Origin of the sequence: Rhizobium leguminosarum bv. viciae (assembly GCF_012276115.1) — a bacterium.
GTDB lineage: Bacteria > Pseudomonadota > Alphaproteobacteria > Rhizobiales > Rhizobiaceae > Rhizobium > Rhizobium leguminosarum_T.
Genome location: NZ_WIEU01000020.1, coordinates 1 through 23,885, shown reverse-complemented (window position 1 = coordinate 23,885; position 23,885 = coordinate 1). Strand labels below are relative to the sequence as shown.

Genomic DNA, 23,885 nt, shown 5'->3' with positions numbered 1-23,885 from the left:
GCTCACGAGGGAAAGAGATGTCCAAGACCACGCGCGCGACACAGCTTCTTTCGCAAGCAGGCGTCGCCTTCACCGTTCATGCCTATGACTACGACCCCAATGCCGAGCGCGTCGGGCTGCAGGCGGCCGAAGCGCTCGGCGAGGCGCCGCATCGGGTGCTGAAGACGCTGATGGCGGAGGTGGACGGCAAGCCGGTCTGCGTCGTCGTGCCCTCGGACCGCGAGGTCAGCATGAAGAAGCTTGCCAGCGCCTTTCACGGTAAATCGGCCAATATGATGAAGCCTGCCGATGCCGAGCGGCTGACCGGTTATCATGTCGGCGGCATCAGCCCGTTCGGCCAGAAGAAGACCGTGCCGACGGCGATCGAGGAGGCCGCGCTTGGCGAACCGCTGGTCTATATCAATGGCGGGCAGCGCGGGCTGCAGGTGCGGCTCGATCCGAAGCAGGCGTTGAAAGCGCTGAAGGCTGTCGCCGCGCCTCTGATTGCCTGATCAGAGGAAGCGTTCGAGCAGCCGGGCGATCGTCTTCGCCTCGCTCTCGGCGAGCTTGCAGCCGATATGGGTCTCGATCGATCTGGCATAAACGGTCCACATGCGCTCGCGAAGTTTTCGGCCGGCATCCGACATCACCACCCAGCGGCCGCGTCCATCCTTGGCGAACACCTCGCGCCGGACTAGGCCCTCCCGTTCCAGCCGGTCGAGCAGGCGAGAAAGATTATACTGGGCCAGCAATGTCCGCTCTTCAATCTCGTAGGGGCGCAGCTTGCCATCTTGCGAGCGCGCCAATTCCCACAGCACGTCATACCAGGCAAGAGGCGGCATGCCGGCCGCTTTCAGGTCGGCTTCGATGGCGCCGAGCAACCGCTCGCGGGCGCGCATGATGCTCGTCCAGGCAGAGGTGACCGCTTCGCTCGGATTCGACGATCTTTCAGACATAAATGCAGTTACATCTACCTTGAATTCCGCCGCAAGCGCTATTAAATGCATTTGCATCTATCATCGTTGCCAAGGAGACCGCCATGAGCAAGCTTACCCTCGTCAGCCATCATCTCTGCCCCTATGTGCAGCGTGCCGCGATCGCCCTGCTCGAAAAGGGCGTGCCCTTCGAGCGCATCAATATCGATCTTGCCGACAAGCCCGACTGGTTCCTAAAGATCTCGCCGCTCGGCAAGGTGCCGCTGCTGCGGATCGAGGAAGAGGATGGCAGCGAGGCCGTGCTGTTCGAAAGCAGCGTCATCTGCGAATATCTGGAGGAAACGCAGCCAGGTGTGGCGCTGCACCCGAAAGACGCGCTGACGCGTGCCCGCCATCGCGGCTGGATGGAATTCGGCTCATCCGTGCTTTCCGATCTCTGGGGTTACGAGACGGCTGAGGATGCCGCGCAGTTGGAGGCCAAGCGCACGGCGCTCATCTCCAAATTCGCGACTGTCGAGAAGGTGTTGACGGACGGCCCCTATTTCGCCGGCAACGACTTCAGCCTGGTCGACGCCGTCTTCGCGCCGGTCTTTCGGTATTTCGATCTCTTCGAGACGCTCGGCGACGGCGACATCTTCGAAGGGCTTGAGCGTGTAAAGCGCTGGCGCAAGGCGCTCTCCGAACGGGCGAGCGTCAAGGCCGCCGTTGGCGAAGACTACCCGCAGCGGCTGATGGAATTCCTCGAAAAACATAACTCGATCCTGCTCAGGCTGCCTGCCGCCGCCTGAAACGCGCCCAGCGGCCGGACATATATCCGGCCGCTTGCAATTCGGCGGGTATACGCTTCATTTTCGCCGCAAACGGGTCTAAGTCTTCCAGCCTCTCACCGTCGATGACAGAAGGCAGGTTGAATCATGACTTTCATGCCCCAGAGCCAGAACACCGTTGATCCCGTCAAGCTGGAAAAGCTTGCGGAAGTCGCCGTCAAGGTCGGCCTGCAGCTGCAGAAGGGTCAGGACCTGGTGATTACCGCGCCTGTCGTGGCGCTGCCGCTCGTCCGCCTGATCACCAAACATGCCTATCTGGCCGGCGCCGGACTGGTCTCCGCCTTCTATTCCGACGAGGAAACGACGCTGGCGCGCTATCAATATGGCAGCGACGAGAGCTTCGACCGCGCCTCCGGCTGGCTCTACGAGGGCATGGCCAAGGCCTATGCCAATGGGGCGGCCCGTCTTGCGGTCGCCGGAGACAATCCGATGCTGCTGTCCGAGCAGGACGCCGGCAAGGTCGGCCGCGCCAATCGCGCCAACTCCACTGCCTACAAGCCGGCGCTGGAGAAGATCTCGAATTTCGACATCAACTGGAACATCGTCTCCTATCCCAACCCGTCCTGGGCCAAGGTGGTCTTCCCCGACGATCCGGAACCGATCGCGATTGCCAAGCTCGCCAAGGCAATCTTTGCCGCCTCGCGCGTCGATGTCAGCGATCCGGTCGCCGCCTGGGCCGAGCACAATGCCAATCTTGGCAAGCGCTCCGCCTGGCTGAACGGCGAGCGCTTCGCCTCGCTGCATTTCCGGGGACCGGGCACCGACCTGACGGTCGGCCTTGCCGACGGGCATGAATGGCATGGTGGCGCGTCCACCGCCAAGAACGGCATCACCTGCAATCCGAATATCCCGACCGAGGAAGTCTTCACCACGCCGCATGCGCTGCGCGTCGAAGGCCATGTCTCAAGCACCAAGCCGCTTTCGCACCAGGGCACGCTGATCGACAATATCCAGGTGCGCTTCGAGGGCGGGCGCATTGTCGAGGCCAAGGCCTCGCGCGGCGAAGAGGTCTTGAACAAGGTGCTCGATACCGACGAGGGCGCGCGCCGGCTCGGCGAAGTGGCGCTGGTGCCGCATTCCTCGCCGATCTCGGCCAGCGGCATCCTGTTCTACAACACGCTGTTCGACGAAAACGCCTCGTGCCACATCGCGCTCGGCCAGTGCTATTCCAAATGCTTCCTCGATGGCGCGACACTGAGCCAGGAGCAGATCAAGGCACAGGGCGGCAATTCCAGCCTGATCCATATCGACTGGATGATCGGCTCCGACAAGGTCGATATCGACGGCATCAAGCCGGATGGTTCGCGGGTTCCGGTGATGCGGCAGGGCGAATGGGCCTGAGCGGCATCATCGTGCGCTGACTGGATAAAGCGCGCTGGTGCGGCCAGCCCCGTCCTTCGAGGCCCCTGCGGGGCACCTCAGGATGAGGCTGGAGAGACGTGGCGGCTCGGCTCAAGAGGGAGGCGCAGCGACAAGGTAGCCGGCAATGTTATCCCACGCGGCAAGCACGACGGATCAGCCCTCATCCTGAGGTGCGGAGGCCAAAGGCCGGAGCCTCGAAGGACGAGGGCGGGTGGCAGACACCTCCAGCATTATTGCCGCCCGCCGACCCACCATGTTAGCCTCCCGCCATGGAAGTCACCGTCTATATTCTCCGCTGCAGCGACGGCTCATATTATACCAGCCTCACCAAGCAGGAGATCGAGGCGCGTGTCTGGGAGCATAATGACGGGACCTATGACGGTTATACCGCCAAGCCCGCCCGGTCGAACTCGTCTTCACCGAAACCTATGACCGCATCATCGACGCCATCGCCCGCGAGCGCCAGATCAAGGGCTGGTCGCGCCGAAAGAAGGAAGCGTTGATGGCAATGGATTACGAGGCCCCTGCCTGATTTGTCGAAGCGCGGGCCGGTTAAAGCCGGATGATGCGCCGGTGGCCAGCCCCGTCCTTCGAGGCCCCTGCGGGGCACCTCAGGATGAGGCTGGAGGGAGGGCGTGCCTCAGGTGATTCTTCACTGCCGATTACGCCTGAGGATAAGACCGGGAGCAAGGGCGTGCCAGCCTCACGGCACCACAACTAGCCCTCATCCTGAGGTGCGAGGGCCACAGGCCGTAGCCTCGAAGGACGAGGGCGGGTGGCTGCACTGCACGCGACATTGTCCGAGACGCAACATGCCCCAGCATGCATGCTCTAACTTTTGTTTTACGCAATCCGAACGCAAACCCGCCGCACAATTTTGCTGGAATTGCTTTAGCGGATTGCCGATAGCAGCTTGCGCACGCGATCGAGATGCGCCCTGCGCTTTGCATCGGTGGCCCGATCCATATCGTGCAGGCTGAACATGCGGAAATTCAATCCCTTCGAGCAGAAGGCGGCGATGCCGCGCTTCAAGAGCCGGCGTACCGGATCGCCCATGTAGAGACGCACCAGCCACCAGGGCGAGCCTGTCGTCGTCAGCGCATAGAGCAGCCTGATATTGGTCAGTTGCGGCACGATACGGCCGCCAGCGGCATCATGGCTGAAGGCAACGCCGGGAGCGAAAACACGGTCGAAGAAACCCTTCAGGATGGCGGGGAAATTGAACCACCATTGCGGAAAGACGAAGATCAGGCCTTCGGCAGCCTTCAGGCGGGCGACGATATCGGCAACGGCTGAGGTATCGTAGGGCTGATTGAAATAACCGCTGCGCTCGGCCTTCGAAAGGCGTGGATCGAAATTTTCGGCATAGAGATCGAGCAGGTCGACCGTATGGCCTGCTGCTTCCAGCGCCTCACGCGCAGTCCTTGCCACGGCGGCGGCGAAACTATCCTCCAACGGATGGGCAAGCACCACTAGGATCCGCATCGTCAGAACAGGCTTCCCTGCTTCGGCGGGTCGGCGGGTCTTACGCTGCGCTTCTTGGCACCGGCCGGCGGTGTGCCGCCTTCCGTGGCCATCGCGCCGACACGGCCGTCGGCGAATTCGATGGCGATGCCCATGCCGGCGGAGAGCTGGGCGGCCTGCGAGACCGGCCTGTTATCCTCATCGCGAATGACGGCGTAGCCGCGCTTCAGCACATTCTTATAGGAGAGCGACTGCAGCACGCGGTCCTGCGCGGAAAGCTCGGCGCGCGCGCGGGTCAGTTGGTGGCGGACCGCCGTATCGGCATGGCGCGAAAGATTGCCGAGGCGTTCGCGACCGCGGTCGGTCTGGGTCTTCAGCCGGGCCGGCAGTGAGGCGAGGATGGCTTCGGCGCGGTCGACGCGCGATTTCGAGCGGTCGATCAGCCGCTCGACCATGCGCTCGGCCCGGGCCATGCGCTCGTTCAGCGTCTGGCGGCGCTCGGCGATGCGATTGGACAGCACATCAGGACGCAGATGCGCGGCGACACGCTCGAAGCCGCGGCGCTTGTTGATGGTGTTGAGCTCCAGCCCGCGGCCGAGGCCGGTTGCCGCCTCGTCGAAACGCCGGCGCGGCAAGGCGAGAAGCTGATCGAGCGACGGCAATGCCCGCATCAGAGCGCGCACCGACTGGCGTCGCTGATCCATCTGCCGGTTCATGCAGCCCTGCAGGCGTGCCGCAAGAGCGGCGGCCTGCGCCTCGAGCTCCGCCTTGACGGGAACCGCCATTTCCGCTGCCCCCGTCGGCGTCGGCGCACGGACATCGGCGGCATAGTCGATCAGCGTCCAGTCGGTCTCATGGCCGACGGCCGAAATCAGCGGTATCCTGCTTTCGGCCGCAGCACGCACGACGATTTCGTCGTTGAAGCTCCAGAGGTCTTCCAGGCTGCCGCCGCCGCGCGCGACGATCAGCACATCCGGGCGCGGAATGGCGCCTGAAGGTTCCAGCGCGTTGAAGCCGCGGATGGCGTTTGCCACCTCCTCGCCGGAGCCCTCGCCCTGGACCTTTACCGGCCAGACGAGGACATGCACGGGAAAACGATCGGAGATGCGGTGAAGGATATCGCGGATCACGGCGCCGGTCGGTGAGGTGACGACGCCGATCACGCCGGGCATGAAGGGCAGCCGCTTTTTGCGGGCGGCATCGAACAGACCCTCGGCGCCGAGCTTACGCTTGCGCTCCTCGATCAGCGCCATCAGCGCGCCGGCGCCGGCCGGTTCCAGCGTTTCGATGACGATCTGATATTTCGAGGAGCCCGGAAAGGTGGTGACCTTGCCGGTAGCGATGACTTCCATGCCCTCTTCCGGGCGGAATTTCAGCCGCGAGAAGGTGCCCTTCCAGATGACGGCGTCGATGCGGGCGCGATCGTCCTTCAGCGCGAAATAGGCATGGCCCGAGGAGTGCGGCCCGCGATAGCCGGAGATCTCGCCGCGCACGCGAACCTGGTCGAAGGCGGTTTCGACGGTGCGCTTGATCGAGCCGGAAAGCTCCGAAACCGAATATTCGGCAAGGTTGGTCGGCGAATCGCCGTCGAAGACGTTGCTCATCCCCCCTTTCTATGTCCATCCGCTGGAAACAGGAAGGGTGGCACCGGCTTTGGTATCGGTTTTCCCAGCCGCTGAAATCGTTGTGGGAGGGCTTCGTCGCCATTGCATCAAGCGCGCTCATCTCCCGGCATCCCGCACATGCACTCGTTGCAGCCGGGCAAACTAACAACAAAATCGCGTAAATATGTTTTGTCGCGGAACGGATAGTTAGAATGTGCGTTTTACTCGAAAGGGATTGCTAACCACCGTAATACAAACGCTTTTCGGCGATGACCGCCGGTAAATCTTTGTTAGTTGGCGCTTCCTATGCTTCCCCTCGTTATCTCTGGGAAGGTGCTGAAATGATTATTCTCACAGCAGCAGCATTGGGCGTCAGCGCCGGGCAGACGCGTTCGGCTGGCGTGATCGCGCTGGTCGCCGCGCTGATCGGAATGACATTCGTGTTGGCGGCGGTAACTTCGCCCGGGCCGGTGTCTATTCTCGCATTCGTCTATGCCGTGCTCGGCTATAATGGCGGCCTCATGCTCTTCGTGCTCGGGCTCTACGCCAGTCAGCGCCTTCGTCGCGCCATGCGCGTTTCAAACTGATAAGTGCGTCGCGGTCTTTCAGATCGAGCTTCCCGCGCTTGCTTATCCCGTCCTGAAGACCGCCGCCGTCAATTCGTCGTCGACCGATAGCGAAAGAACTGCACGCCCACGTCCGCCGCCTTCGGAAGCGGTTCCAGATAGGGCGGGATATTGCCCTTGCCGAGTTCAGCATAGAGCCCATCCGGCTTCAACTTGGTGATCTCGCGGGTCTGCAGGTCGCCGGGGCAGAAGGCAAGCACCGTCACGCCGGTCCCCTTCAGGAAGGCTTCCGCCTCCCGCGGCTCCGCCATGCCGATATGCAGCTCCGTCAGCATGCCGCCCTGATTGCGATGATAAGGCGCGGAGAGAACCCGGTTCGCGGTGAAGCGGAGAATGGGCACGCCCATTTCCGACGGCGCCGAGACCAGTCCGGCCGGTAGCCCGGCGAGCGGCGCCAGCGCCGCTTGCGATGTGCAGGAAATCTTCTTTGCCGGCTCTGCCGCCTTCTTCTGCGCAGCATTCTCCATCTGCAGCGAGACAAATCCGCCGCCGACGGCCCAGGCGGCCGGAGCACTGGCGAGCACGGTGACGATATAGACGAAGGCGGCTGCGACATTCTCGCTGTCGCCGTTGGAGATGCGGCGGACATCTATAATCAACAGGGCAAGCGGCAGGATGGAGATCAGGTTCGAGAAGGTGGAACCGCGTACCTGGACCAGCGCGATTGCCCAGCTCGTCATCAGCAGAAAGAGCAGGACCAGATGGATTTGCACGCGGTCACGCTGAACGACGCGGAAGATGCAGACGGCGATGCCGAACAGGCCGGCCGCATAGAAGCCACCGATCGAGAAGAGATCGGTGCGTGCGAGAGCGAAAATCGACTGCGCTTCCGAAACATTTCTCAGCCAGAGCTCGACCAGCATCGGGTCGAGACCGGCCAGCGGATCGCTCAGGCATTGCGGTGCAATCACGATCGCCGAACCGAGAACGCCGGCGCCGACGACGGCGAGTGCGGCAAAGCGCAAAGGCCGGCGCAAGCGGCTGGCAAAAACCGCCGAAAACAACAGCAACCCGCCGCCGATCGCCGCCAGGCTGTAATAGCCGAGCGAGAGATTGTCGCAGGTGACCGTCGAATAAAGCCGGGGCGGCACCGTTGCGAAGAAGAGGATGCTGATCGCAATCGTCAGCGCCAACCCGAAGGCCTTGGCGACCACTGCGAAATCTTCGCCCTCCCATGCCCAGAGCAGGGCGACGATCAGGCAGACGGTAGCGACGAAGGGCGTCGTCTCGGCGCCGATGGCGATGGCGACCGCCGCCGCGACGCCGGCGACCGCATAGCTCCAGGCGCGGCGTTCGGGATCCAGAAGCATCGCGACCATCGTCGCGACCAGCGCCAGCTGGGCATTGTGGTGATCGATGGCGCCCGGCGCGAAGCGGTTTCCGGTGTAGATCGCAAGACCGGTCAAGCCGAGACTGATATGCATGGCGGCAACGCCGCCGATGCGCCGGCCGGCAACCGCCATGGCCAGCATGGCGGGCAGGATGAGCGATACCGGCCAGACGGCGAGCGCCAGCGCTTCGGCCGTCTGGCGGGGCACAAACAGGCCAAAGAACCAGATCAGCGAGGCGATCGGCAAATCGATCAGCCGCGACCAATGCATCAGCGTGCCGCCGTCGAGGCCGAGACGATATTGCATCAGATCGAACCAGCCCTGCCCGGCCAGAAAATCGCGAACCTCGACGAGACGCATTCCGTCATCATTGTCGGGGCCGACGTAATCGGTGGCGCCGGAAAGCTTGGTGATGAGGATGGCGGCGGCAAGGATGACGCAATAGACGATGACGGTTGGCCAGAGACGCGTCAGCAGGTCGCGCAGCCCGCCCCTGGGAGCGGGCAGGTCGCCCCTGGGAGCGTCGATCGCGGAGGATGCATGGGGGATCGGCTGCACAGCGTTCATTGTGGTTAGCGGTTCGTTTCGATACCCGAACTTTAGCCGCCGCCGATCAAGAAAGTGTAAAGCCGTTTGTGGCAGCTGCCGATTTTGCCTGCGTCATAGGGTCTTATTAACGGCGCATGATTTAGGCTGAGCGCGGCTTTAAGTGTAACGAGTAGAGTCATGGCCCGATCGCGTACCGATAATCTGAATATTGCCGTCCTGCTCCCCTGCTACAATGAAGCCGCGACGATCGGCGCTGTCGTGCAAGGTTTCCGGGCGACGCTGCCCGATGCTGCGATCCACGTCTACGACAACAATTCCACCGACGGCACCGCGCTGCAGGCGATGCTTGCCGGCGCGCATGTCGTGCGCGAGCGGCGTCAGGGCAAGGGCCATGTCGTGCGCCGCATGTTTGCCGATATCGACGCCGACATCTACATCATCGCCGACGGCGACGGCACCTATGCGCCTGAGGATGCCGAGGAACTGGTGCGCACGCTTCTGACCGAGCGCGCCGACATGGTGGTCGGCACCAGGCGTGGCGTACACGCCGATGCCGGCCGTCAGGGCCATGCGCTCGGCAACCGGCTTTTCAACCTGCTCTACCGGATGATCTTCGGCCCCGACTTCACCGATATCTTTTCCGGCTACCGCGCGTTTTCGCGCCGCTTCGTCAAGAGTTTCCCGGCGGTATCGGGCGGCTTCGAGATCGAAACCGAGATGTCCGTGCATGCCTCGCGGCTGAAGCTGCCGGTCAGCGAGCTGGAGCTCGACTACGGCCGCCGGCCGGAAGGCTCGCATTCCAAGCTTTCGACATTCCGCGACGGCGCCAAGATCCTCTGGATGTTCGCGATGCTGATGAAGGAAACCCGGCCCTTCGCCTTTTTCAGCGCGGTCAGCGCCACCTTCATGCTGGCGAGCCTCGGCCTCATGGCGCCGGTGCTGGCGGAGTATTTCGAAACGGGTCTCGTCAGCCGCATGCCGACCTGGGTGCTGTCGACGGCGCTGATGATGATCTCCTTCATGCTGTTCACCGCCGGCGTCATCCTGGATTCCGTTGCGCGTGCCCGCGCCGAACAGCTTCGTATCCATTATATGGGCCTGGAAAGGCCGAGCGCGATGAAGGCGCCGCTCGGCGACGCAAGGCCGGTCTCGCGCGCGCCACCCGGCAAGGCGGATGCGGCATGAGGAAGCTCGTCCGCTTCACCATCGCCGGCGGCATCGGCTTCCTCGTCGATGCCGGCATCCTGTCGGCGCTGCTCCATCTGACGCCGCTCGGGCCGTTTCTGGCGCGGCTCGTGGCGATCGCCTTCGCCATGGCGGCGACCTGGGCTTTCAATCGGAGCTTCACCTTCGATCGCACCGGCCGTTCGCTTGCCGCCGAAGGCTTCCGCTATGGCTCGGTCGGGGTGACGGCAGCGCTCGTCAATTACGGGCTCTATTCCGCGCTGCTGCTGTCGCTGCCGGCGCTTCAGCCGCTGGCGGCCATGGTGATCGCCAGCATCGCCTCGATGATCTTCAGCTTCTTCGGCTATTCGCGCTTCGTCTTCCGCGCCGAATAATCAAACCGCCTCCCAGCCGTCCTTCTCGCTGGCCCTATAGATCGCGTCGATCACCTTCTGGTTCAGCTTCGAATTTTCGAGCGTGACGATCTCTTCCTTGCCGTTCGTCACCGCCCGGGCGAAGGCCTCCACCTGCCGCTTGTACTGGCGGCTGTCCTGGAAGCGGAAGATGCGCGATTCAGTGTGGCTGCGGTCGGCAAGCTCGATCTCTTCCGGCCCCCAGCGATTGGCGTTGAACGGCGACTTGACCTCGATGTAACCTTCGGTGCCGTGGAAGACCATGACCTGGCGGTTGGCCATCTGCGTCGAGATATAGAAGCTCAGCTCGAAATCGCCGAAATCGGCCTTGACGCTCGAATAGATATCCGTGCCGAAATCCGCATCGCGCTCGGTGATCGCCTGGATCCAGAGCGGCTCCTTGCCGGTGGAAAAACGCGTGCCCATGACGGGATAGACGCCGATATCGGGAAGGCCGCCGCCGCCGAGTTCGGGGACGTTGCGCATGTTGGCGGGGTCGCGATTGAAATAGGTGAAGGCGCCCTGCACATGCCGGAGCGAACCGATGGCGCCCTCGTCGATCAACGAGCGCACCTTCTGCCAGACCGGGGAATAGGTGATCATATAGGCTTCGGTGACCACCACCCGGTTGCGGTCGCGGGCGGCGATCAGATCGTCGATATCACCGGCCCTGAGCGCTAAGGGCTTTTCGCAGAGCACGTGCTTGCCGGCATCAGCGGATTTGATCGACCATTCGATATGCTGCGAGGTCGGCAGCGGGATATAGACGGCATCGATGAGGTCGGAGGCCAGCATCTCCTCGTAGGAGCCGAAGGCATGCGGCACGGAGAAGCGGTCGGCCATCTCCCTTGCGCGCTTGAGATCACGGCTGGCAATCGCCGTGACGACGCAATTCTCCGCATCCTGGATCGCCGGAACGACATTGTCGCGGCCGATCTTCGCCGTTGAAATGATACCGAAACGCAGCATGATCCAAGTCTCCCGAACTGATTTCCGCGAACAATATTCAGGCCTTGGCTGCGGCGCAATGGCGCGGCCTGAAATCACGGAAGTTTGCCTTCCCGGATGCGCGGATCGCACTAAGTTGGTCGGGGCGGCGTTCTGCCGTATCCGCGATTTCAATTGCTTCACACTTCTGGAGAGCGTCATGGAAATGCGCCGGCTTGGAAAAACAGGTCTATCGGTCGCGCCGATCGTCATCGGCGGCAATGTCTTCGGCTGGACGGCCGACGAAAGAACATCCTTCGCCATTCTCGATGCCTTCTTCGACGCGGGCCTGAATACGATCGATACGGCCGATGTCTATTCCTCGTGGGTTCCGGGCAACAAGGGCGGCGATTCCGAGGAGATCATCGGGCGCTGGCTGAGCCAAGCCAAGGTCTCCCGCGACAAGACCGTCATCGTCACCAAGGTCGGCTCCGACATGGGGCAGGGAAAGACGCTGAAGGAGACCTATATCCTGAAGGCGGTCGAGGATTCGCTGCGCCGGTTGCAGACCGACTATATCGACGTCTATCTCTCGCACTGGCCGGATGAAGATACGCCGCACGAGGAAACGCTCGGCGCCTATGCCAAGCTGAAGCAGCAGGGCAAGATCCGCGCCATCGGCTGCTCGAACTATGATGCGACACTGCTTCAGGCATCCTTCGACGCTGCCGAGAGGGCCGGCCTGCCGCGTTACGATGTGTTGCAGCCGGAATATAATCTCTATGAACGTTCGAGCTTCGAGGGGCCGCTTGCCGATCTCTGCGTCGAAGAAGACATCGGCGTCGTCACCTATTTCAGCCTTGCCGCGGGTTTCCTCACCGGCAAATACCGCAGCATGGCCGATACGCAGGGCCGTGCACGCGAGGGCCGCGTTTCGCAATATCTCGACGATAAGGGCCTACGTATTCTGGCCGCGCTCGACACGGTTTCGGCCGAGACCGGTGCAGCGCCGGCAGAAATTTCGCTCGCATGGCTGCTGCGCAAGAAGGGCGTGACGGCGCCGATCGCCAGCGCGACCAGCCTTTCGCAGCTTGAAAGCCTGGCGAAATCGGCGACACTTGCGCTTCCCGATGAGGCGATGGCGCTGCTCGACGAAGCCGGCGCCTGAAAGAAAGAGATGCCATGACCGTGACGATACGTGATGCCCGCCCCGAGGACGAAGCCCGCTGGCGCGAACTCTGGGCGGCCTATCTCGCCTTTTATGACGTCACGGTCGATGCCGATATCACTGATTCCACATGGCGCCGGGTCTTCGATCCGGCGTCGGCGATCGCGATGCGTGTCGCCGACGTCGACGGCAGGATCATGGGATTTGCGCTCTATCTCACGCATGAGGGTACGTGGATCCACGGCAGGGACTGCTATCTCGAAGACCTGTTCGTCGATGCCGAGGCGCGCGGCAAAGGAGTCGGACGGGCGCTGATGGACGATCTCGTTTCGACCTGCAGAGCCGAGGGTTGGTCGCGGCTCTACTGGCATACGAGCGAGCAGAACAGAACCGCGCGAGCGCTCTACGACAGCTATGTCGAGAGCGACGGCCATATCCGCTATCGCATCAGGTTTTGAGCAATGGAAAACCAGCATACCACTCGGAATGATCGCCTGCCCAATTGGCCAAGCCCGGTTTGGTGAGGATGCCGCGCGGGCTGACATAACTCTGGATCACCCGCTTCGGCCGTTCGTGCCACTGGATATTGAAGGCCCAGAGCTTGGGAAAGAAGCAGAGCGAGGCATAAGGCAGGTGGTCGTGAATCCACCAGGCGAGCCGCTGCCAGTCGCTTTCATCGTGGTAGTGGTCGATCATCCACGGCACGGCAATGCAGACGGCTGCACCCATGCAGCCGTCAAAATCCCTCATATCCCAGATGTGATGCGCTGATGTGGCGGCATTGGTCGAACAGTTCAGTTTGTTCTCATTGCCGAACCTGTTGACCGAGGGCGAACGATAGCCGGATCGGATATGCAGGCGCCCGAACGTTGCCTCCAGCGGCTCCAGCAATTCCTCGCAGAGCCTCTTGCCCGCCTCGATCGCCAGATCGGGATCTTCGGGGATATTGGGAATGCGGTAGAAATCGGCGATTTCGGAATGCAGGAAATCGCGGAGAAAGAAGTTTTGCGACAGCCTCACGCGGCCGAGATCCTCCAGACCCTTCATCGAATTCGGCTTTCGCATGATTTTACCTCCCACATCGACGGCAGGAATCATTGCCCGGCGCCGATTTCCAGTCCACCCGAAATCGATCGGGAACAATTTGCGCGATCTTCGCTTCTTAATGTGTCGCCGCATTCGCGGTTTTCCCCAGAACAAGGATTGAGAAAATGGCCAAGGAAAAGACGTTGGAAGATCTCTTCTACGACACGCTGAAGGACATCTACTTCGCCGAACGGCAGATATTGCGCGCCCTGCCGAAGATGGCGCGCGCCGCCCAATCCCCCGAATTGAAGAAGGGCTTCGAAAAACACCGCGAGGAAACCGAGGGCCAGGTCGAACGCCTGCAGCAGGTTTTCGAGTTGATCAGCAAACGCGCCCAGGGCAAGACCTGTGAGGCGATCCAGGGCATCATCGCCGAGGGCGAGGATATCATGGAAGAATTCAGGGGCACGGCGGCTCTCGATGCCGGCCTGATTTCGGCCGCCCAGGCCGTCGAGCATTATGAAATCGCCCGTTACGGCACGCTGAAGACCTGGGCCGCGACCCTCGGCCTCAAGGAGGTCGTCAGCCTCCTCGACCAGACGCTGCAGGAGGAAACGGCCACCGACAAGACCCTCTCCCAACTCGCCACCACGGCGGCAAACCAGAAGGCAAAGGCTGCCTGATGCACATGGCGCCCTAATGAGAACGGGCGGCCCGGTTCCCATTCCTTATCGGCCGCCCGTATCCTGCTCGCTGTATCTGAAGAAATCGATGAAGGCGCGCAGCGCCGGCCGCATCTGCCGCCGGGTGGGATAATAAAGAAACGGCCCGGCATAGGGCGTGCACCAATCCTCCAATACCCGCACAAGCTTGCCGCTGGCCAGTTCGTCATCGACCCGCATGTCGAAGAGATAGGCAAGTCCGGCGCCGTTCAGCGCCGCAAGCAGGGCAAGCCGGTCCTCGCTGACGATCAGCGGCCCATCGACCGAAACGACCAATTCCTGCCCGTCCTTTTCGAATTCCCAGCGATAGATCGAGCCGTTGGTGAAACGCCGCTTGATGCAGCGGTGATGGACGAGATCGCGCGGATGCTCCGGCTTTGGATGATGCCCGAAATATTCGGGCGAAGCGGCGATCACCGTCGTCAGATTGGGCGAGACCCTGACGGCGATCATATCGGCCTCGAGGCTCTCTTCCAGCCGGATGCCGGCATCGAAACCCTCCTTGACGATATCGGTGAAGCCGTCCTCATTGGCGATCTCCAGGGTGATATCGGGATAGAGGTTGAGAAAGTCGCCGAGCCGCGGGGCGAGCAGCAGATCGGAGGCGAAGCGCGGCGCGGTGATGCGCAGGTTTCCGGCCGGCTTGGCGCGCGTATCGCGGACAGCCTCCAAGGCAATATCGATCTCCTCGAGTGCGGGACGAAGTCTTTCAAGCAGCAGGCGGCCCTCTTCCGTCGGCGCGACGCTGCGGGTGGTGCGCGCCAGAAGCCGCACCCCCAGACTTTCCTCGAGGCTCGAGATCGCATGGCTGATGGCAGAGGGTGCGACGAGGAGTTCCTTTGCCGCCGCCCGGAAGCTGCGATGCTCCGATACGGCGGCGAGAACGGCGAGTTGCGAGAGCTGAGTTCTGTTCATTGATCGAAATGATAGAACAACCTGTTAGAAACTGCATGTATTTTCTGATTGATGGCGCGGCGATAAAGTCTGCCGGTACCGCAACCATCCAGAACAGGATGATGTCAGGCCGGGCGGCCTAATCTGAATCCTGTTCTGATTAAAAAGTTGGAGCATGATGTCGTCCGAAAACCGCTCACACTTTTCGGCATCATGCTCTGGCGGCTCAAAATCAGATCAGAGGAGCACATCATGAAAACCCGGAAACTCGGAAACGATCTGACCGTCTCTGCCGTCGGTCTCGGCTGCATGGGCATGAGTTTTGCCTATGGCGCCAGCGACGATGCAGAATCGATCAGGACACTGCATCGCGCCATCGATCTCGGCGTCACTTTCTTCGACACAGCCGAAGTCTATGGTCCCTTTACCAACGAGGTTCTTCTTGGCAAAGCGCTGAAGCCGTTCCGTGACCGCGTGGTGATCGCCACTAAATTCGGCTTCAAGATCGATGCCAACGAGCCGGGTATTGCCGCCATCGCCGGCGTCGACAGCCGCCCCGAGCATGTGCGAGTCGTGGCCGAGGCCTCGCTGAAACGCCTCGGCATCGAAACCATCGACCTCTTCTACCAGCACCGGGTCGATCCTGACGTGCCGATCGAGGAGACCGTCGGCGCCATGGCGGAACTGGTGAAGGAAGGCAAAGTCCGGGCGCTCGGGCTTTCGGAAGCCGGTAGCGCCACCATTCGCCGCGCCCATGCGGCCCATCCGATCGCAGCCCTGCAGAGTGAATATTCGCTCTGGACGCGCGATCCCGAAGAGGAGGTGCTTGCCACCTGCCGCGAACTCGGCATCGGCTTCGTGCCCTACAGCCCGCTCGGCCGCGGCTTCCTGACCGGGGCGATCCGTAAAATGGAGGATCTCGCTGCCGACGATTTCCGCCGGCAGGTGCCGCGGTTCCAGGCGGAAAATTTCGACGCCAATGCCGCCCTCGTCTCGACGCTCGAGCGGCTTGCCGCCGAGAAGGGCGTAACGGCGGCGCAGCTCGCGCTCGCCTGGGTATTGAGCCAGGGCGACGACATCGTGCCGATCCCCGGCGCCCGCAAGCTTCACCATCTCGAACAGAATGCGGCCGCTGCCGATATCGTGCTGAACCCGGCGGAACTCGAGCAGCTCAGCGAAGCGATCCCCGCCGGACAGGTAGCCGGCAAGCGCTATTCGGACGCCTCGCTTGCCATGACGAATATCTGACCTGGAAAAGCCCGGTCGATCACAACCGGCCGGGCTTGCCTTCGGGGCTGGCGAAACTATCTAACGCCATCTCTGAGAACGGGATGACAATATGTCGGACAGGCAGGCAGTCGAACAGACGGTTCATCTCTATGTCGAAGGCATGGCCTTCGCCAATGAGGCAGCCTTGAAAAAGGCCTTTCATCCGAAAAGCTCGATCATCGGCCATTACGAAAATGCAGTCGAATGGCTGACGCGGGACGAATTCATCGCCGCGATCCTGCAGGAGGAGCCGGCGCCGCCCGGCACGCAGCCCTACATGGACATTCAGAGTGTCGATGTCGAGGGTGAGGCGGCAAGCGTCAAGGTCACCGACGATTTTGCCGGCATGCGTTTTACCGATTATCTCTCGCTGCTGAAGATCGACGGCCGCTGGACGATCGTCAGCAAACTCTTCCATCTGCATCGGTGAAAAGACCGGCCGCTTTCCGCGACCGGCCATTGATTTTCAAGATCAGCTTCTGAGGACGCCGCCGGTGAATTTCATCACGCTGGCGACGATCTTCTGCGTCAGCGCCTCGAAATCCTCGTCCGTCAGCGTGCGCTCGACCGGCTGGATCTGAACCTCGATCGCCACCGACTTCTTGCCGTCGCCAACCGATGCGCCCTCGAAAATGTCGAACACATTGACGCCGGTCACCAGCTTGCGGTCGGCGCCTGTGGCGGCCTTGACGATGGCGCCGGCTTCCACCGTCTTGTCGACGACGAAGGCGAAGTCGCGCCGGACCAGCTGGAAGGGCGACAGCTCAAGGGCCGGCTTGGTGCGCGTCGCCCTGCGCTTGGCCTCCGGCATGGCATCGACATAGACCTCGAAGCCGCAGAGAGCGCCGGAGACGTCGAGCGATTCCAGCGTCAGCGGATGGAATTCGCCAAAGTAGCCGAGCACGACCTTCGGCCCCATCTTGATCGTGCCGGAGCGGCCGGGATGATACCATTCCGGGCCGCCCTGCTCGATCTGGATATTGCCCATCGGCAGACCGCAGGCTTCGATGACGGCGAGCGCATCGGCCTTGGCGTCGAAGACGTCGACCGGCTTGCCGCCGCCCTTGGCGGCGTTCGACCAGGCGCGACCGGCGCCGGCAAGCGAGGCCGTGCCGCGGCGGATGCCGCCGGCCACGCGGCGCTGACCCTCAGGCCTGTCGTTCTCATAAGTGCCGGAGACCTCGAAGAGCGCGACGTCGCCGTAACCCTTGTCGGCATTGCGCTGGGCTGCGGTCAGCAGGCCCGGCAGCAGCGACGGGCGCATATCCGACATTTCGGCGGCGATCGGGTTGGCGAGCTTGAGGGCGGGCGAGCCGCCGCCGAAGAGCTTTGCCTGGTCTTCCGGAATGAAGGACCAGGTAACGGCTTCGAGCATGCCGCGCGCGGCGAGCGCCCGCTTGGCGAGGCGGCTGCGGATCTGCAGCGTCGTCAGAATCTTGCCGTTGACGGCCGCATGGCTTTCAAGCGGCGCCGGCTTGATATTGTCGACGCCGTGAATGCGCATGACCTCCTCGACGAGATCGGCCTTGCCGTCGACATCGGGACGCCAGGAGGGGACAGAGACGGAGACGCGCTCGCCGGAACCGGAGACAGTGAAGCCGAGGCGCGTCAGAATCGTGCTGCTTTCCTCATTCGAGACGTCGAGGCCCGTCAGGCGCTTGACCTCCGTATAGGGGAAGTCGACGATCTTCGGTTCGTAACCCTTGTAGCCGACAATCTCGGCCTTGGCCGGGGTGCCGCCGCAAAGCTCCAGCACCAGCTCCGTCGTGCGCTCAAGACCCGGAACCATATATTCCGGATCGACGCCGCGTTCGAAACGATAGCGCGCATCGGTGATGATGCCGAGCGCGCGGCCGGACTTGGCGATGTTCATCGGATCCCAAAGAGCGGATTCGATCAGCACGTCGACGGTGTTTTCATCACAGCCGGAATGTTCGCCGCCCATGATGCCGCCGATCGATTCGATACCGTTCTCGTCGGCGATGACGACATTGTTCGGGCCGAGCTTATATTCGCGCTGGTCGAGCGCCAGCACGGTTTCGCCTTCCCTAGCGCGGCGCACAGTCAGGTTGCCCTTGACCTTGGCGGCGTCGAAGACGTGCATCGGCCGGCCCTGATCGAAGGTCATGTAATTGGTGATATCGACGAGCGCATTGATCGGGCGCAGGCCGATGGCGAGCAGCCGCTGCTGCATCCAACGCGGGCTCGGGCCGTTCCTGACGCCGCGCACGAGGCGCAACGCAAAACCCGGGCAGAGCTTCGGATCGTCGAGATCGAGCGTCAGCTTCACCGGCGTCTCGCCTTCGATGGCGAAGGACGGGGCGGGCCGCGTCTTCAGCGTGCCGAGGCCGGAGGCGGCGAGATCGCGGGCGATGCCGTGGATCGAGGTGCAGTCCGGCCGGTTGGGCGTCAGGTTGATCTCGATGAGAGGATCGTCGAGATGAGCATAGGCGGCATAACTCTGGCCGACCGGCGCATCCTCGGGCAGATCGATGATGCCGTCGTGGCTGTCGGAGATCTGCAGCTCCTTTTCGGAGCACATCATGCCATGGCTTTCGACACCGCGGATATTGCCGACGGCAAGCGTCACGTCGATACCGGGAACATATGTTCCGGGCGCCGCGAAGGCGCCGACGAGGCCGGCGCGCGCATTCGGGGCACCGCAGACGACCTGAACCGGCGCGCCCGAACCGGTATCGACCATCAGCACCTTCAGCCGATCGGCCTGCGGATGTTTTTCGGCCGAGACGACCCTGGCGATGACGAAGGGCTTAAATGCCGCCTTGTCATCGACATCCTCGACCTCCAGCCCGATTTCGGTGAGGCGCGCGCAGATTTCATCGAGGCCGGCATCCGTTTCCAGATGCTTTTTCAGCCAGGAGAGCGTGAATTTCATCGTCCCAATTCTCCGTTCAAGCGCTGAGGCCGCCGAACAGCGTCGGCATGTCGAGCGGGCGGAAGCCGTAATGCGTCATCCAGCGGACGTCGGCGTTGAAGAAGTCGCGCAGGTCGGGCATGCCGTATTTCAGCATGGCGATGCGGTCGAGGCCCATGCCCCAGGCAAAGCCCTGATATTCGTCCGGATCGAGCCCGCCGTAACGCAGCACGTTCGGGTGAACCATGCCGCAGCCGAGGATCTCCATCCAGTCGGTGCCCTCGCCGAACTTGACGATCGGGCCGGAGCGGTCGCACTGGATATCGACCTCGAAAGAGGGCTCGGTGAAGGGGAAGAAGGACGGGCGGAAACGCATCGTCACGCTGTCGACCTCAAAGAAGGTCTTGCAGAATTCTTCCAGCACCCAGCGGAGGTTGGCGACATTGGCCTTCTTGTCGACGACCAGGCCCTCGACCTGATGGAACATCGGCGAATGCGTGGCGTCCGAGTCCTGGCGGTAGGTCTTACCGGGAATGATGATGCGGATCGGCGGTGTCTGCGCCTCCATGGTGCGCACCTGCACCGGCGAGGTGTGGGTGCGCAGTACCTTGCGCTCTCCATTCTCATCCGGGTTGAAGAAGAAAGTGTCGTGCATCTCGCGGGCCGGATGGCCTTCGGGGAAATTCAGCGCCGTGAAATTGTAATAATCGGTCTCGATGTCGGGACCTTCGGCGATCGAGAAGCCCATGTCCGCGAAGATCGCGGTGATCTCGTCGACGATCTGGCTGATCGGATGGATACGGCCGCGCTCGGCCGGCGAAGAGCGCACCGGCAGGCTGACATCGACCGTCTCGGCCTTCAGCCGCGCATCGATCGCCGCTTGCCGGAGCGTCGTCTTGCGGGCGGTGAGCGCCTCGGTCACCGCGTTCTTCAGAACGTTGATCGCCGCGCCCTTGCTTTGGCGCTCTTCCGGCGTCATGGCGCCGAGCGTCTTCAACAGTTCGGAGACGGAGCCCTTCTTGCCAAGGGCGGAAACGCGCACGGCTTCGAGCGCCGTTTCGTCATCGGCGGCGGCGATTTCGGCGAGCAGCGATGTGTTGAGCTGGTCGATATCTGACATTGTCACTTCTTTCCGTCCAGTATCAGGCGGGCGATCGGGAGGCAGGCGGCGCCGGCCGGCGCCAGGAATATAAAGAAAGAAAAACCCGCGCTAGCCCAAACCAGCGCGGGTTTCCCAAATCATAAATTCAAAAGCTTGGGAAGCGCTGGTTACTTGACCGCGCCTTCAAACTCGTTCGCCGTGCCGGCTTCCTTGAGGTATTCAAGAGCCTTCTTGGCAGCGCTGACAAGCGCGCCGAATGCTTCCGGCTCGTGGATCGCCATGTCGGAGAGAACCTTGCGGTCGACTTCGATGCCAGCCTTGTTCAGGCCGTCGATGAAGCGGCCGTAGGTCAGGCCGAATTCACGCACAGCGGCGTTGATGCGCTGGATCCAAAGCGCACGGAAGTTGCGCTTGTTGACCTTGCGGTCGCGGTAGGCGTACTGCTTCGAACGGTCGACAGCAGCCTTGGCGGTACGGATGGTGTTCTTGCGGCGGCCGTAAAAGCCCTTTGCTGCCTTCAGAACCTTCTTGTGCTTGGCATGAGAGGTGACGCCTCTTTTTACACGTGCCATATCATGATCTCCTTAAATCTAGCGTTCGCGGACGAGTCTCAGAGACCGTTCGGCAGGTAATTCTTGATAACCTTGCGGCCATCCGGTTCTGCGAGAACCATGGTGCCACGTGCATCGCGAATGAACTTGTTGGAACGCTTGATCATGCCATGGCGCTTGCCGGCAGCGGCAGCCTTGACCTTACCGGTTGCGGTGATCTTGAACCGCTTCTTGGCAGAGGACTTCGTCTTCATCTTGGGCATTTTGCTACTCCTTCTGTCCTCCCTGCGCGCTTTATCAAAAAAGCCCTTTTCGCGAAGTCCGGTTCTCCGGCCGTCGCAACAAGGTGCGGGAGCGTTTGTTGTTGATCCGCGGCATCGGCGACGAACCGTTCCGCAAGCATTCGAAACTGCCACGGCATGCCCTGCCGGTCAGTTCGGACGCGCGCTTATAACCGCAGCGTCATGAAAGTGCAACGGGGCGGCGGAGGAATCTTCGCGCCTCCCGAAATACAGTGGCAGAAAGCACAAAAGCCGCCCTTGCGGACGGCCTTGGGCGAAAAACTGCCTGGCGCTTATTTCGGCGCCAGCACCATCATCATCTGGCGGCCTTCGAGCTTGGGTTCGGCTTCGACCTTGGCGAACTCGATCGTATCGGCCTTGACCTGCTGCAGAAGCTTCATGCCGAGTTCCTGGTGAGCCATTTCACGGCCGCGGAACTTCAGCGTCACCTTGACCTTGTCGCCTTCGTCGAAAAAGCGACCCATCGCCTTCATCTTCACCTCATAATCATGGGTGTCGATGTTCGGGCGCATCTTGATTTCTTTGACTTCGACGATCTTCTGCTTCTTGCGCGCCTCGGCAGCCTTCTTCTGGTTGGCATATTTCAGCTTGCCCAGATCGAGGATCTTGCACACCGGCGGTTCGACATTGGGGGAAATTTCGACGAGATCGAGGCCGGCTTCTTCCGCCATTTTCAAAGCCTGGTCGGTGGGCACGATGCCGACATTCTGTCCATCAGCTCCGATCAGCTGAACTTTGGGAATGCGGATTTCACGATTCGAGCGCGGTCCGTCCTTCACGGGCGCATCGGTTTTAAAAGGTCTGCGAATGGTCGTATTCTCCTCGCGTTGTTTTCGGAACGTTGCAGCCTCGCGCTCCCGATCAGGGGCACAAACGTGTCGCGTCATCGCTGCAACGGAGTCAATATCATCCTTTAGCGGAAAAATCACCCGCTGTCAGCCTGCCAAGAATCTGTTTTATAGGCCAAAACAACAGGAGTTTCGCCGATGTCCGATCAGATGCCCGATTCCGCGCCGCAGTTCCTGACGGTCGGCGACGGCGAAGCGGCGCGTGAGATCGCCATGCTCGTCCGCCCGGCGCAAGCCGGCAATGGCGCACCGGCGCTTGTCTGGCTGTCCGGCTACCGCTCCGACATGAGCGGCACCAAGGCGGTGGAACTCGACGGGCTGGCGGCAGAACTTGGGCTCTCCTGCATCCGCCTCGACTATTCCGGCCACGGACTTTCCGGCGGCAGCTTCCGCGACGGCACGATCTCGCGCTGGCTGGAGGAGGCGCTGGCCGTTATCCGCCATGTCGCGCCCGATCGGGTGATCCTCGTCGGCTCGTCGATGGGCGGCTGGATCGCGCTCAGGCTGGCGCAGGAGCTTGCGCGGCAGGGCGGCGTGACGCTCGACGGCCCAAAGCTCGCAGGCATGGTGCTGATCGCGCCGGCCCCCGATTTCACCTCCGAACTGATCGAGCCGAACCTCAAGGTCAAAGAGCGCAAATCGCTGGCCGAGCGCGGCTATTTCGAAGAACGTTCGCAATACAGCCCGGAACCCAACATCTATACGCGGGCGCTGATCGAGGACGGCCGAAAGAACCGGGTGCTCGACGGCATCATCGAAACAGGCTGCCCGGTGCACATTCTCCAGGGCATGAAAGACGCCGACGTGCCGCATGCGCATGCGATGAAACTGGTCGAACATCTTCCCGCCGACGACGTGGTGCTGACCTTCGTCCGCGACGGCGACCACCGCCTTTCGCGCCCCGGCGATATCGCGCTTCTCCTGAGTGCCGTCAAAGGCATCATCCGTTCATCAACAAATAGGCAGATGCCCGTTTGAGCGGCATAGGCGGATAAATTCGCCTGATGCAAGTCCCCCAACCCGTTGCATTTTAACCATATCGGCGGGTCGTAAGGTCCTCCCAAGAAGTAACGATTGACTCTTTTGGGCCCTCTCCATTAACACTTTGTTAATAAATAAGGGCGATGCAAGGAAAGAGCGGGCGTGCGGATCAAGGGTATCTTTGTGGCCATGATGGCCATGTTTGCGATGGCGACGGCCGCCATACCAGCCCCCAGCAGAAATGCTTCCATGGTGACAGGCAATGCCACCTCACAGCCGATCGGGCATTATGATTTCTGTCAGATTCAGCGCATTGAATGCGGCGCAAACCGCAACGCCGGCCCGGTTGCCATGACCCCGGGAAAGTGGTCGCTCGTGCGTTCGGTCAACGCGACGGCCAACCGCACGATCACGCCGATGACCGACAAGGAAATCTACGGCAAGGATGAGATCTGGGCCTATCCGACCACCGCCGGCGACTGCGAGGATTTCGCGCTGCTGAAGCGCCGCATGCTGATCCAGCGCGGCTTTCCGGCTGCCGATCTGCTGATGACCGTCGTGCGCAAGCCGGATGGAGAAGGCCATGCGGTGCTGACGCTGCGCACCGCCGAGGGCGATTTCGTGCTCGACAACCTCGCCGCCGACGTCAAGCCGTGGTTCGGCACCCCCTATTCCTTCGTCAAGCGCCAGTCGAGCTACAATGCCGGCCGCTGGGTCACCATCGAAAACGGCCGCGACGTCCTGGTCGGCGCGCTGCGGTAAGGGTTATAATAGAGAATGTGGAAAGGCCGGCGGTTTGCCGGCCTTTTGCTTTTTTGGGAGTTGGCTTCACCTCTCCTCCCTTGTATCTGCACGTTAGGAATTTCGTGCGATGGAAGCGATTGAGCCTCTGGCCGGGTGGCCACCCGGCCAGAGGCGTGACGAAGTCGCCCGCACCCCCTCCGGTTACAACCGTGGATGAGCCTG

Annotated in this window: 25 protein-coding genes and 1 pseudogene; 14 read left to right on the top strand and 12 right to left on the bottom strand. The window is 61.9% G+C overall.

The window, feature by feature from the left end; all coding sequences use genetic code 11:
- Positions 1 to 17 precede the first annotated feature (17 nt).
- Positions 18 to 491 carry a Cys-tRNA(Pro) deacylase gene (gene ybaK / locus GFM02_RS26970; protein ID WP_168323321.1) on the top strand — a complete coding sequence of 158 codons (474 nt, stop codon included), beginning with the start codon at positions 18 to 20 and terminating at the stop codon, positions 489 to 491.
- Here ybaK and GFM02_RS26965 read toward each other — a convergent pair whose 3' ends face one another.
- Positions 492 to 935 (bottom strand): MarR family winged helix-turn-helix transcriptional regulator, encoded by a 444-nt coding sequence (locus GFM02_RS26965; RefSeq protein WP_168306254.1) that lies wholly within the window; start codon positions 933 to 935, stop codon positions 492 to 494.
- An 83-nt stretch (positions 936 to 1,018) separates the two neighbouring features.
- Here GFM02_RS26965 and GFM02_RS26960 point away from each other — a divergent pair, with 83 nt between their 5' ends.
- From GFM02_RS26960 to GFM02_RS26950, 3 genes and pseudogenes are all read left to right on the top strand, one after another.
- Complete coding sequence (locus tag GFM02_RS26960; protein WP_168306255.1) at positions 1,019 to 1,702, top strand: glutathione S-transferase family protein; 684 nt, start codon at positions 1,019 to 1,021, stop codon at positions 1,700 to 1,702.
- A 126-nt stretch (positions 1,703 to 1,828) separates the two neighbouring features.
- Positions 1,829 to 3,082 (top strand): aminopeptidase, encoded by a 1,254-nt coding sequence (locus GFM02_RS26955; protein WP_168306256.1) that lies wholly within the window; start codon positions 1,829 to 1,831, stop codon positions 3,080 to 3,082.
- 290 nt (positions 3,083 to 3,372) lie between these two features.
- A pseudogene (locus GFM02_RS26950) lies at positions 3,373 to 3,669 on the top strand (GIY-YIG nuclease family protein).
- Positions 3,670 to 3,994: 325 nt separating this feature from the next.
- Here GFM02_RS26950 and GFM02_RS26945 read toward each other — a convergent pair.
- Entirely contained in the window at positions 3,995 to 4,588 is a 594-nt protein-coding gene (locus GFM02_RS26945) for an NAD(P)H-dependent oxidoreductase (RefSeq protein WP_168323320.1), read from the bottom strand.
- Between the two features lie 2 nt (positions 4,589 to 4,590).
- Positions 4,591 to 6,171: an exodeoxyribonuclease VII large subunit gene (xseA, locus tag GFM02_RS26940; RefSeq protein ID WP_168323319.1), complete on the bottom strand. Its 1,581-nt coding sequence runs from the start codon at positions 6,169 to 6,171 to the stop codon at positions 4,591 to 4,593.
- Between the two features lie 341 nt (positions 6,172 to 6,512).
- Between xseA and GFM02_RS26935 the strand changes: the two genes are divergently transcribed.
- Positions 6,513 to 6,758 carry a hypothetical protein gene (locus GFM02_RS26935; protein WP_168323318.1) on the top strand — a complete coding sequence of 82 codons (246 nt, stop codon included), beginning with the start codon at positions 6,513 to 6,515 and terminating at the stop codon, positions 6,756 to 6,758.
- Positions 6,759 to 6,826: 68 nt separating this feature from the next.
- On the opposite strand, the gene GFM02_RS26930 is transcribed toward GFM02_RS26935, so the two are convergent.
- Positions 6,827 to 8,695, bottom strand: a complete 1,869-nt coding sequence (locus GFM02_RS26930; protein WP_168323317.1) for a hypothetical protein — start codon at positions 8,693 to 8,695, stop codon at positions 6,827 to 6,829.
- A gap of 159 nt (positions 8,696 to 8,854) precedes the next feature.
- On the opposite strand from GFM02_RS26930, the gene GFM02_RS26925 reads away from it, so the two are divergent.
- Both GFM02_RS26925 and GFM02_RS26920 read left to right on the top strand, forming a co-directional pair.
- A complete protein-coding gene (locus GFM02_RS26925) occupies positions 8,855 to 9,862 on the top strand; it encodes a glycosyltransferase (RefSeq protein WP_168323316.1) in 1,008 nt (335 codons plus the stop codon).
- Positions 9,859 to 10,236 (top strand): GtrA family protein, encoded by a 378-nt coding sequence (locus GFM02_RS26920; RefSeq protein ID WP_168323315.1) that lies wholly within the window; start codon positions 9,859 to 9,861, stop codon positions 10,234 to 10,236. Before GFM02_RS26925 ends, GFM02_RS26920 begins: the two co-directional genes overlap by 4 nt.
- Here GFM02_RS26920 and GFM02_RS26915 read toward each other — a convergent pair whose 3' ends face one another.
- The gene (locus tag GFM02_RS26915; RefSeq protein WP_168323314.1) at positions 10,237 to 11,223 is read right to left on the bottom strand and encodes a Gfo/Idh/MocA family protein; all 987 of its coding nucleotides are present in this window, start codon (positions 11,221 to 11,223) and stop codon (positions 10,237 to 10,239) included.
- A gap of 178 nt (positions 11,224 to 11,401) precedes the next feature.
- Between GFM02_RS26915 and GFM02_RS26910 the strand changes: the two genes are divergently transcribed.
- Entirely contained in the window at positions 11,402 to 12,349 is a 948-nt protein-coding gene (locus GFM02_RS26910; RefSeq protein ID WP_168323313.1) for an aldo/keto reductase, read from the top strand.
- Between the two features lie 14 nt (positions 12,350 to 12,363).
- Entirely contained in the window at positions 12,364 to 12,807 is a 444-nt protein-coding gene (locus GFM02_RS26905; RefSeq protein ID WP_168323312.1) for a GNAT family N-acetyltransferase, read from the top strand.
- On the opposite strand, the gene GFM02_RS26900 is transcribed toward GFM02_RS26905, so the two are convergent.
- Positions 12,797 to 13,447 carry a hypothetical protein gene (locus tag GFM02_RS26900; RefSeq protein WP_168323311.1) on the bottom strand — a complete coding sequence of 217 codons (651 nt, stop codon included), beginning with the start codon at positions 13,445 to 13,447 and terminating at the stop codon, positions 12,797 to 12,799. The genes GFM02_RS26905 and GFM02_RS26900 overlap by 11 nt on opposite strands.
- A gap of 113 nt (positions 13,448 to 13,560) precedes the next feature.
- Between GFM02_RS26900 and GFM02_RS26895 the strand changes: the two genes are divergently transcribed.
- Entirely contained in the window at positions 13,561 to 14,058 is a 498-nt protein-coding gene (locus GFM02_RS26895) for a ferritin-like domain-containing protein (protein WP_168323310.1), read from the top strand.
- Between the two features lie 45 nt (positions 14,059 to 14,103).
- Here GFM02_RS26895 and GFM02_RS26890 read toward each other — a convergent pair whose 3' ends face one another.
- Positions 14,104 to 15,012, bottom strand: a complete 909-nt coding sequence (locus tag GFM02_RS26890) for a LysR family transcriptional regulator (RefSeq protein WP_168323309.1) — start codon at positions 15,010 to 15,012, stop codon at positions 14,104 to 14,106.
- Between the two features lie 231 nt (positions 15,013 to 15,243).
- On the opposite strand from GFM02_RS26890, the gene GFM02_RS26885 reads away from it, so the two are divergent.
- Both GFM02_RS26885 and GFM02_RS26880 read left to right on the top strand, forming a co-directional pair.
- Positions 15,244 to 16,239 (top strand): aldo/keto reductase, encoded by a 996-nt coding sequence (locus tag GFM02_RS26885; protein ID WP_168323308.1) that lies wholly within the window; start codon positions 15,244 to 15,246, stop codon positions 16,237 to 16,239.
- A gap of 91 nt (positions 16,240 to 16,330) precedes the next feature.
- Positions 16,331 to 16,690, top strand: coding sequence for a nuclear transport factor 2 family protein (locus GFM02_RS26880; RefSeq protein ID WP_017962862.1), 360 nt, complete (start codon positions 16,331 to 16,333; stop codon positions 16,688 to 16,690).
- A gap of 42 nt (positions 16,691 to 16,732) precedes the next feature.
- Here GFM02_RS26880 and pheT read toward each other — a convergent pair whose 3' ends face one another.
- The 5 genes from pheT to infC form a co-directional block, all read right to left on the bottom strand.
- Positions 16,733 to 19,156, bottom strand: coding sequence for a phenylalanine--tRNA ligase subunit beta (gene pheT, locus GFM02_RS26875; protein ID WP_168323307.1), 2,424 nt, complete (start codon positions 19,154 to 19,156; stop codon positions 16,733 to 16,735).
- A gap of 16 nt (positions 19,157 to 19,172) precedes the next feature.
- Complete coding sequence (pheS, locus tag GFM02_RS26870) at positions 19,173 to 20,255, bottom strand: phenylalanine--tRNA ligase subunit alpha (RefSeq protein ID WP_024322278.1); 1,083 nt, start codon at positions 20,253 to 20,255, stop codon at positions 19,173 to 19,175.
- A 149-nt stretch (positions 20,256 to 20,404) separates the two neighbouring features.
- Positions 20,405 to 20,809, bottom strand: a complete 405-nt coding sequence (gene rplT / locus GFM02_RS26865; RefSeq protein ID WP_003544622.1) for a 50S ribosomal protein L20 — start codon at positions 20,807 to 20,809, stop codon at positions 20,405 to 20,407.
- Between the two features lie 38 nt (positions 20,810 to 20,847).
- Positions 20,848 to 21,051 carry a 50S ribosomal protein L35 gene (gene rpmI, locus GFM02_RS26860; protein WP_003544621.1) on the bottom strand — a complete coding sequence of 68 codons (204 nt, stop codon included), beginning with the start codon at positions 21,049 to 21,051 and terminating at the stop codon, positions 20,848 to 20,850.
- 311 nt (positions 21,052 to 21,362) lie between these two features.
- A complete protein-coding gene (infC, locus tag GFM02_RS26855; protein WP_072640862.1) occupies positions 21,363 to 21,899 on the bottom strand; it encodes a translation initiation factor IF-3 in 537 nt (178 codons plus the stop codon).
- 177 nt (positions 21,900 to 22,076) lie between these two features.
- Between infC and GFM02_RS26850 the strand changes: the two genes are divergently transcribed.
- Both GFM02_RS26850 and GFM02_RS26845 read left to right on the top strand, forming a co-directional pair.
- Entirely contained in the window at positions 22,077 to 22,916 is an 840-nt protein-coding gene (locus GFM02_RS26850; RefSeq protein ID WP_168323306.1) for an alpha/beta hydrolase, read from the top strand.
- Between the two features lie 165 nt (positions 22,917 to 23,081).
- Positions 23,082 to 23,681 carry a transglutaminase-like cysteine peptidase gene (locus GFM02_RS26845; RefSeq protein ID WP_168323305.1) on the top strand — a complete coding sequence of 200 codons (600 nt, stop codon included), beginning with the start codon at positions 23,082 to 23,084 and terminating at the stop codon, positions 23,679 to 23,681.
- Positions 23,682 to 23,885: the final 204 nt, after the last annotated feature.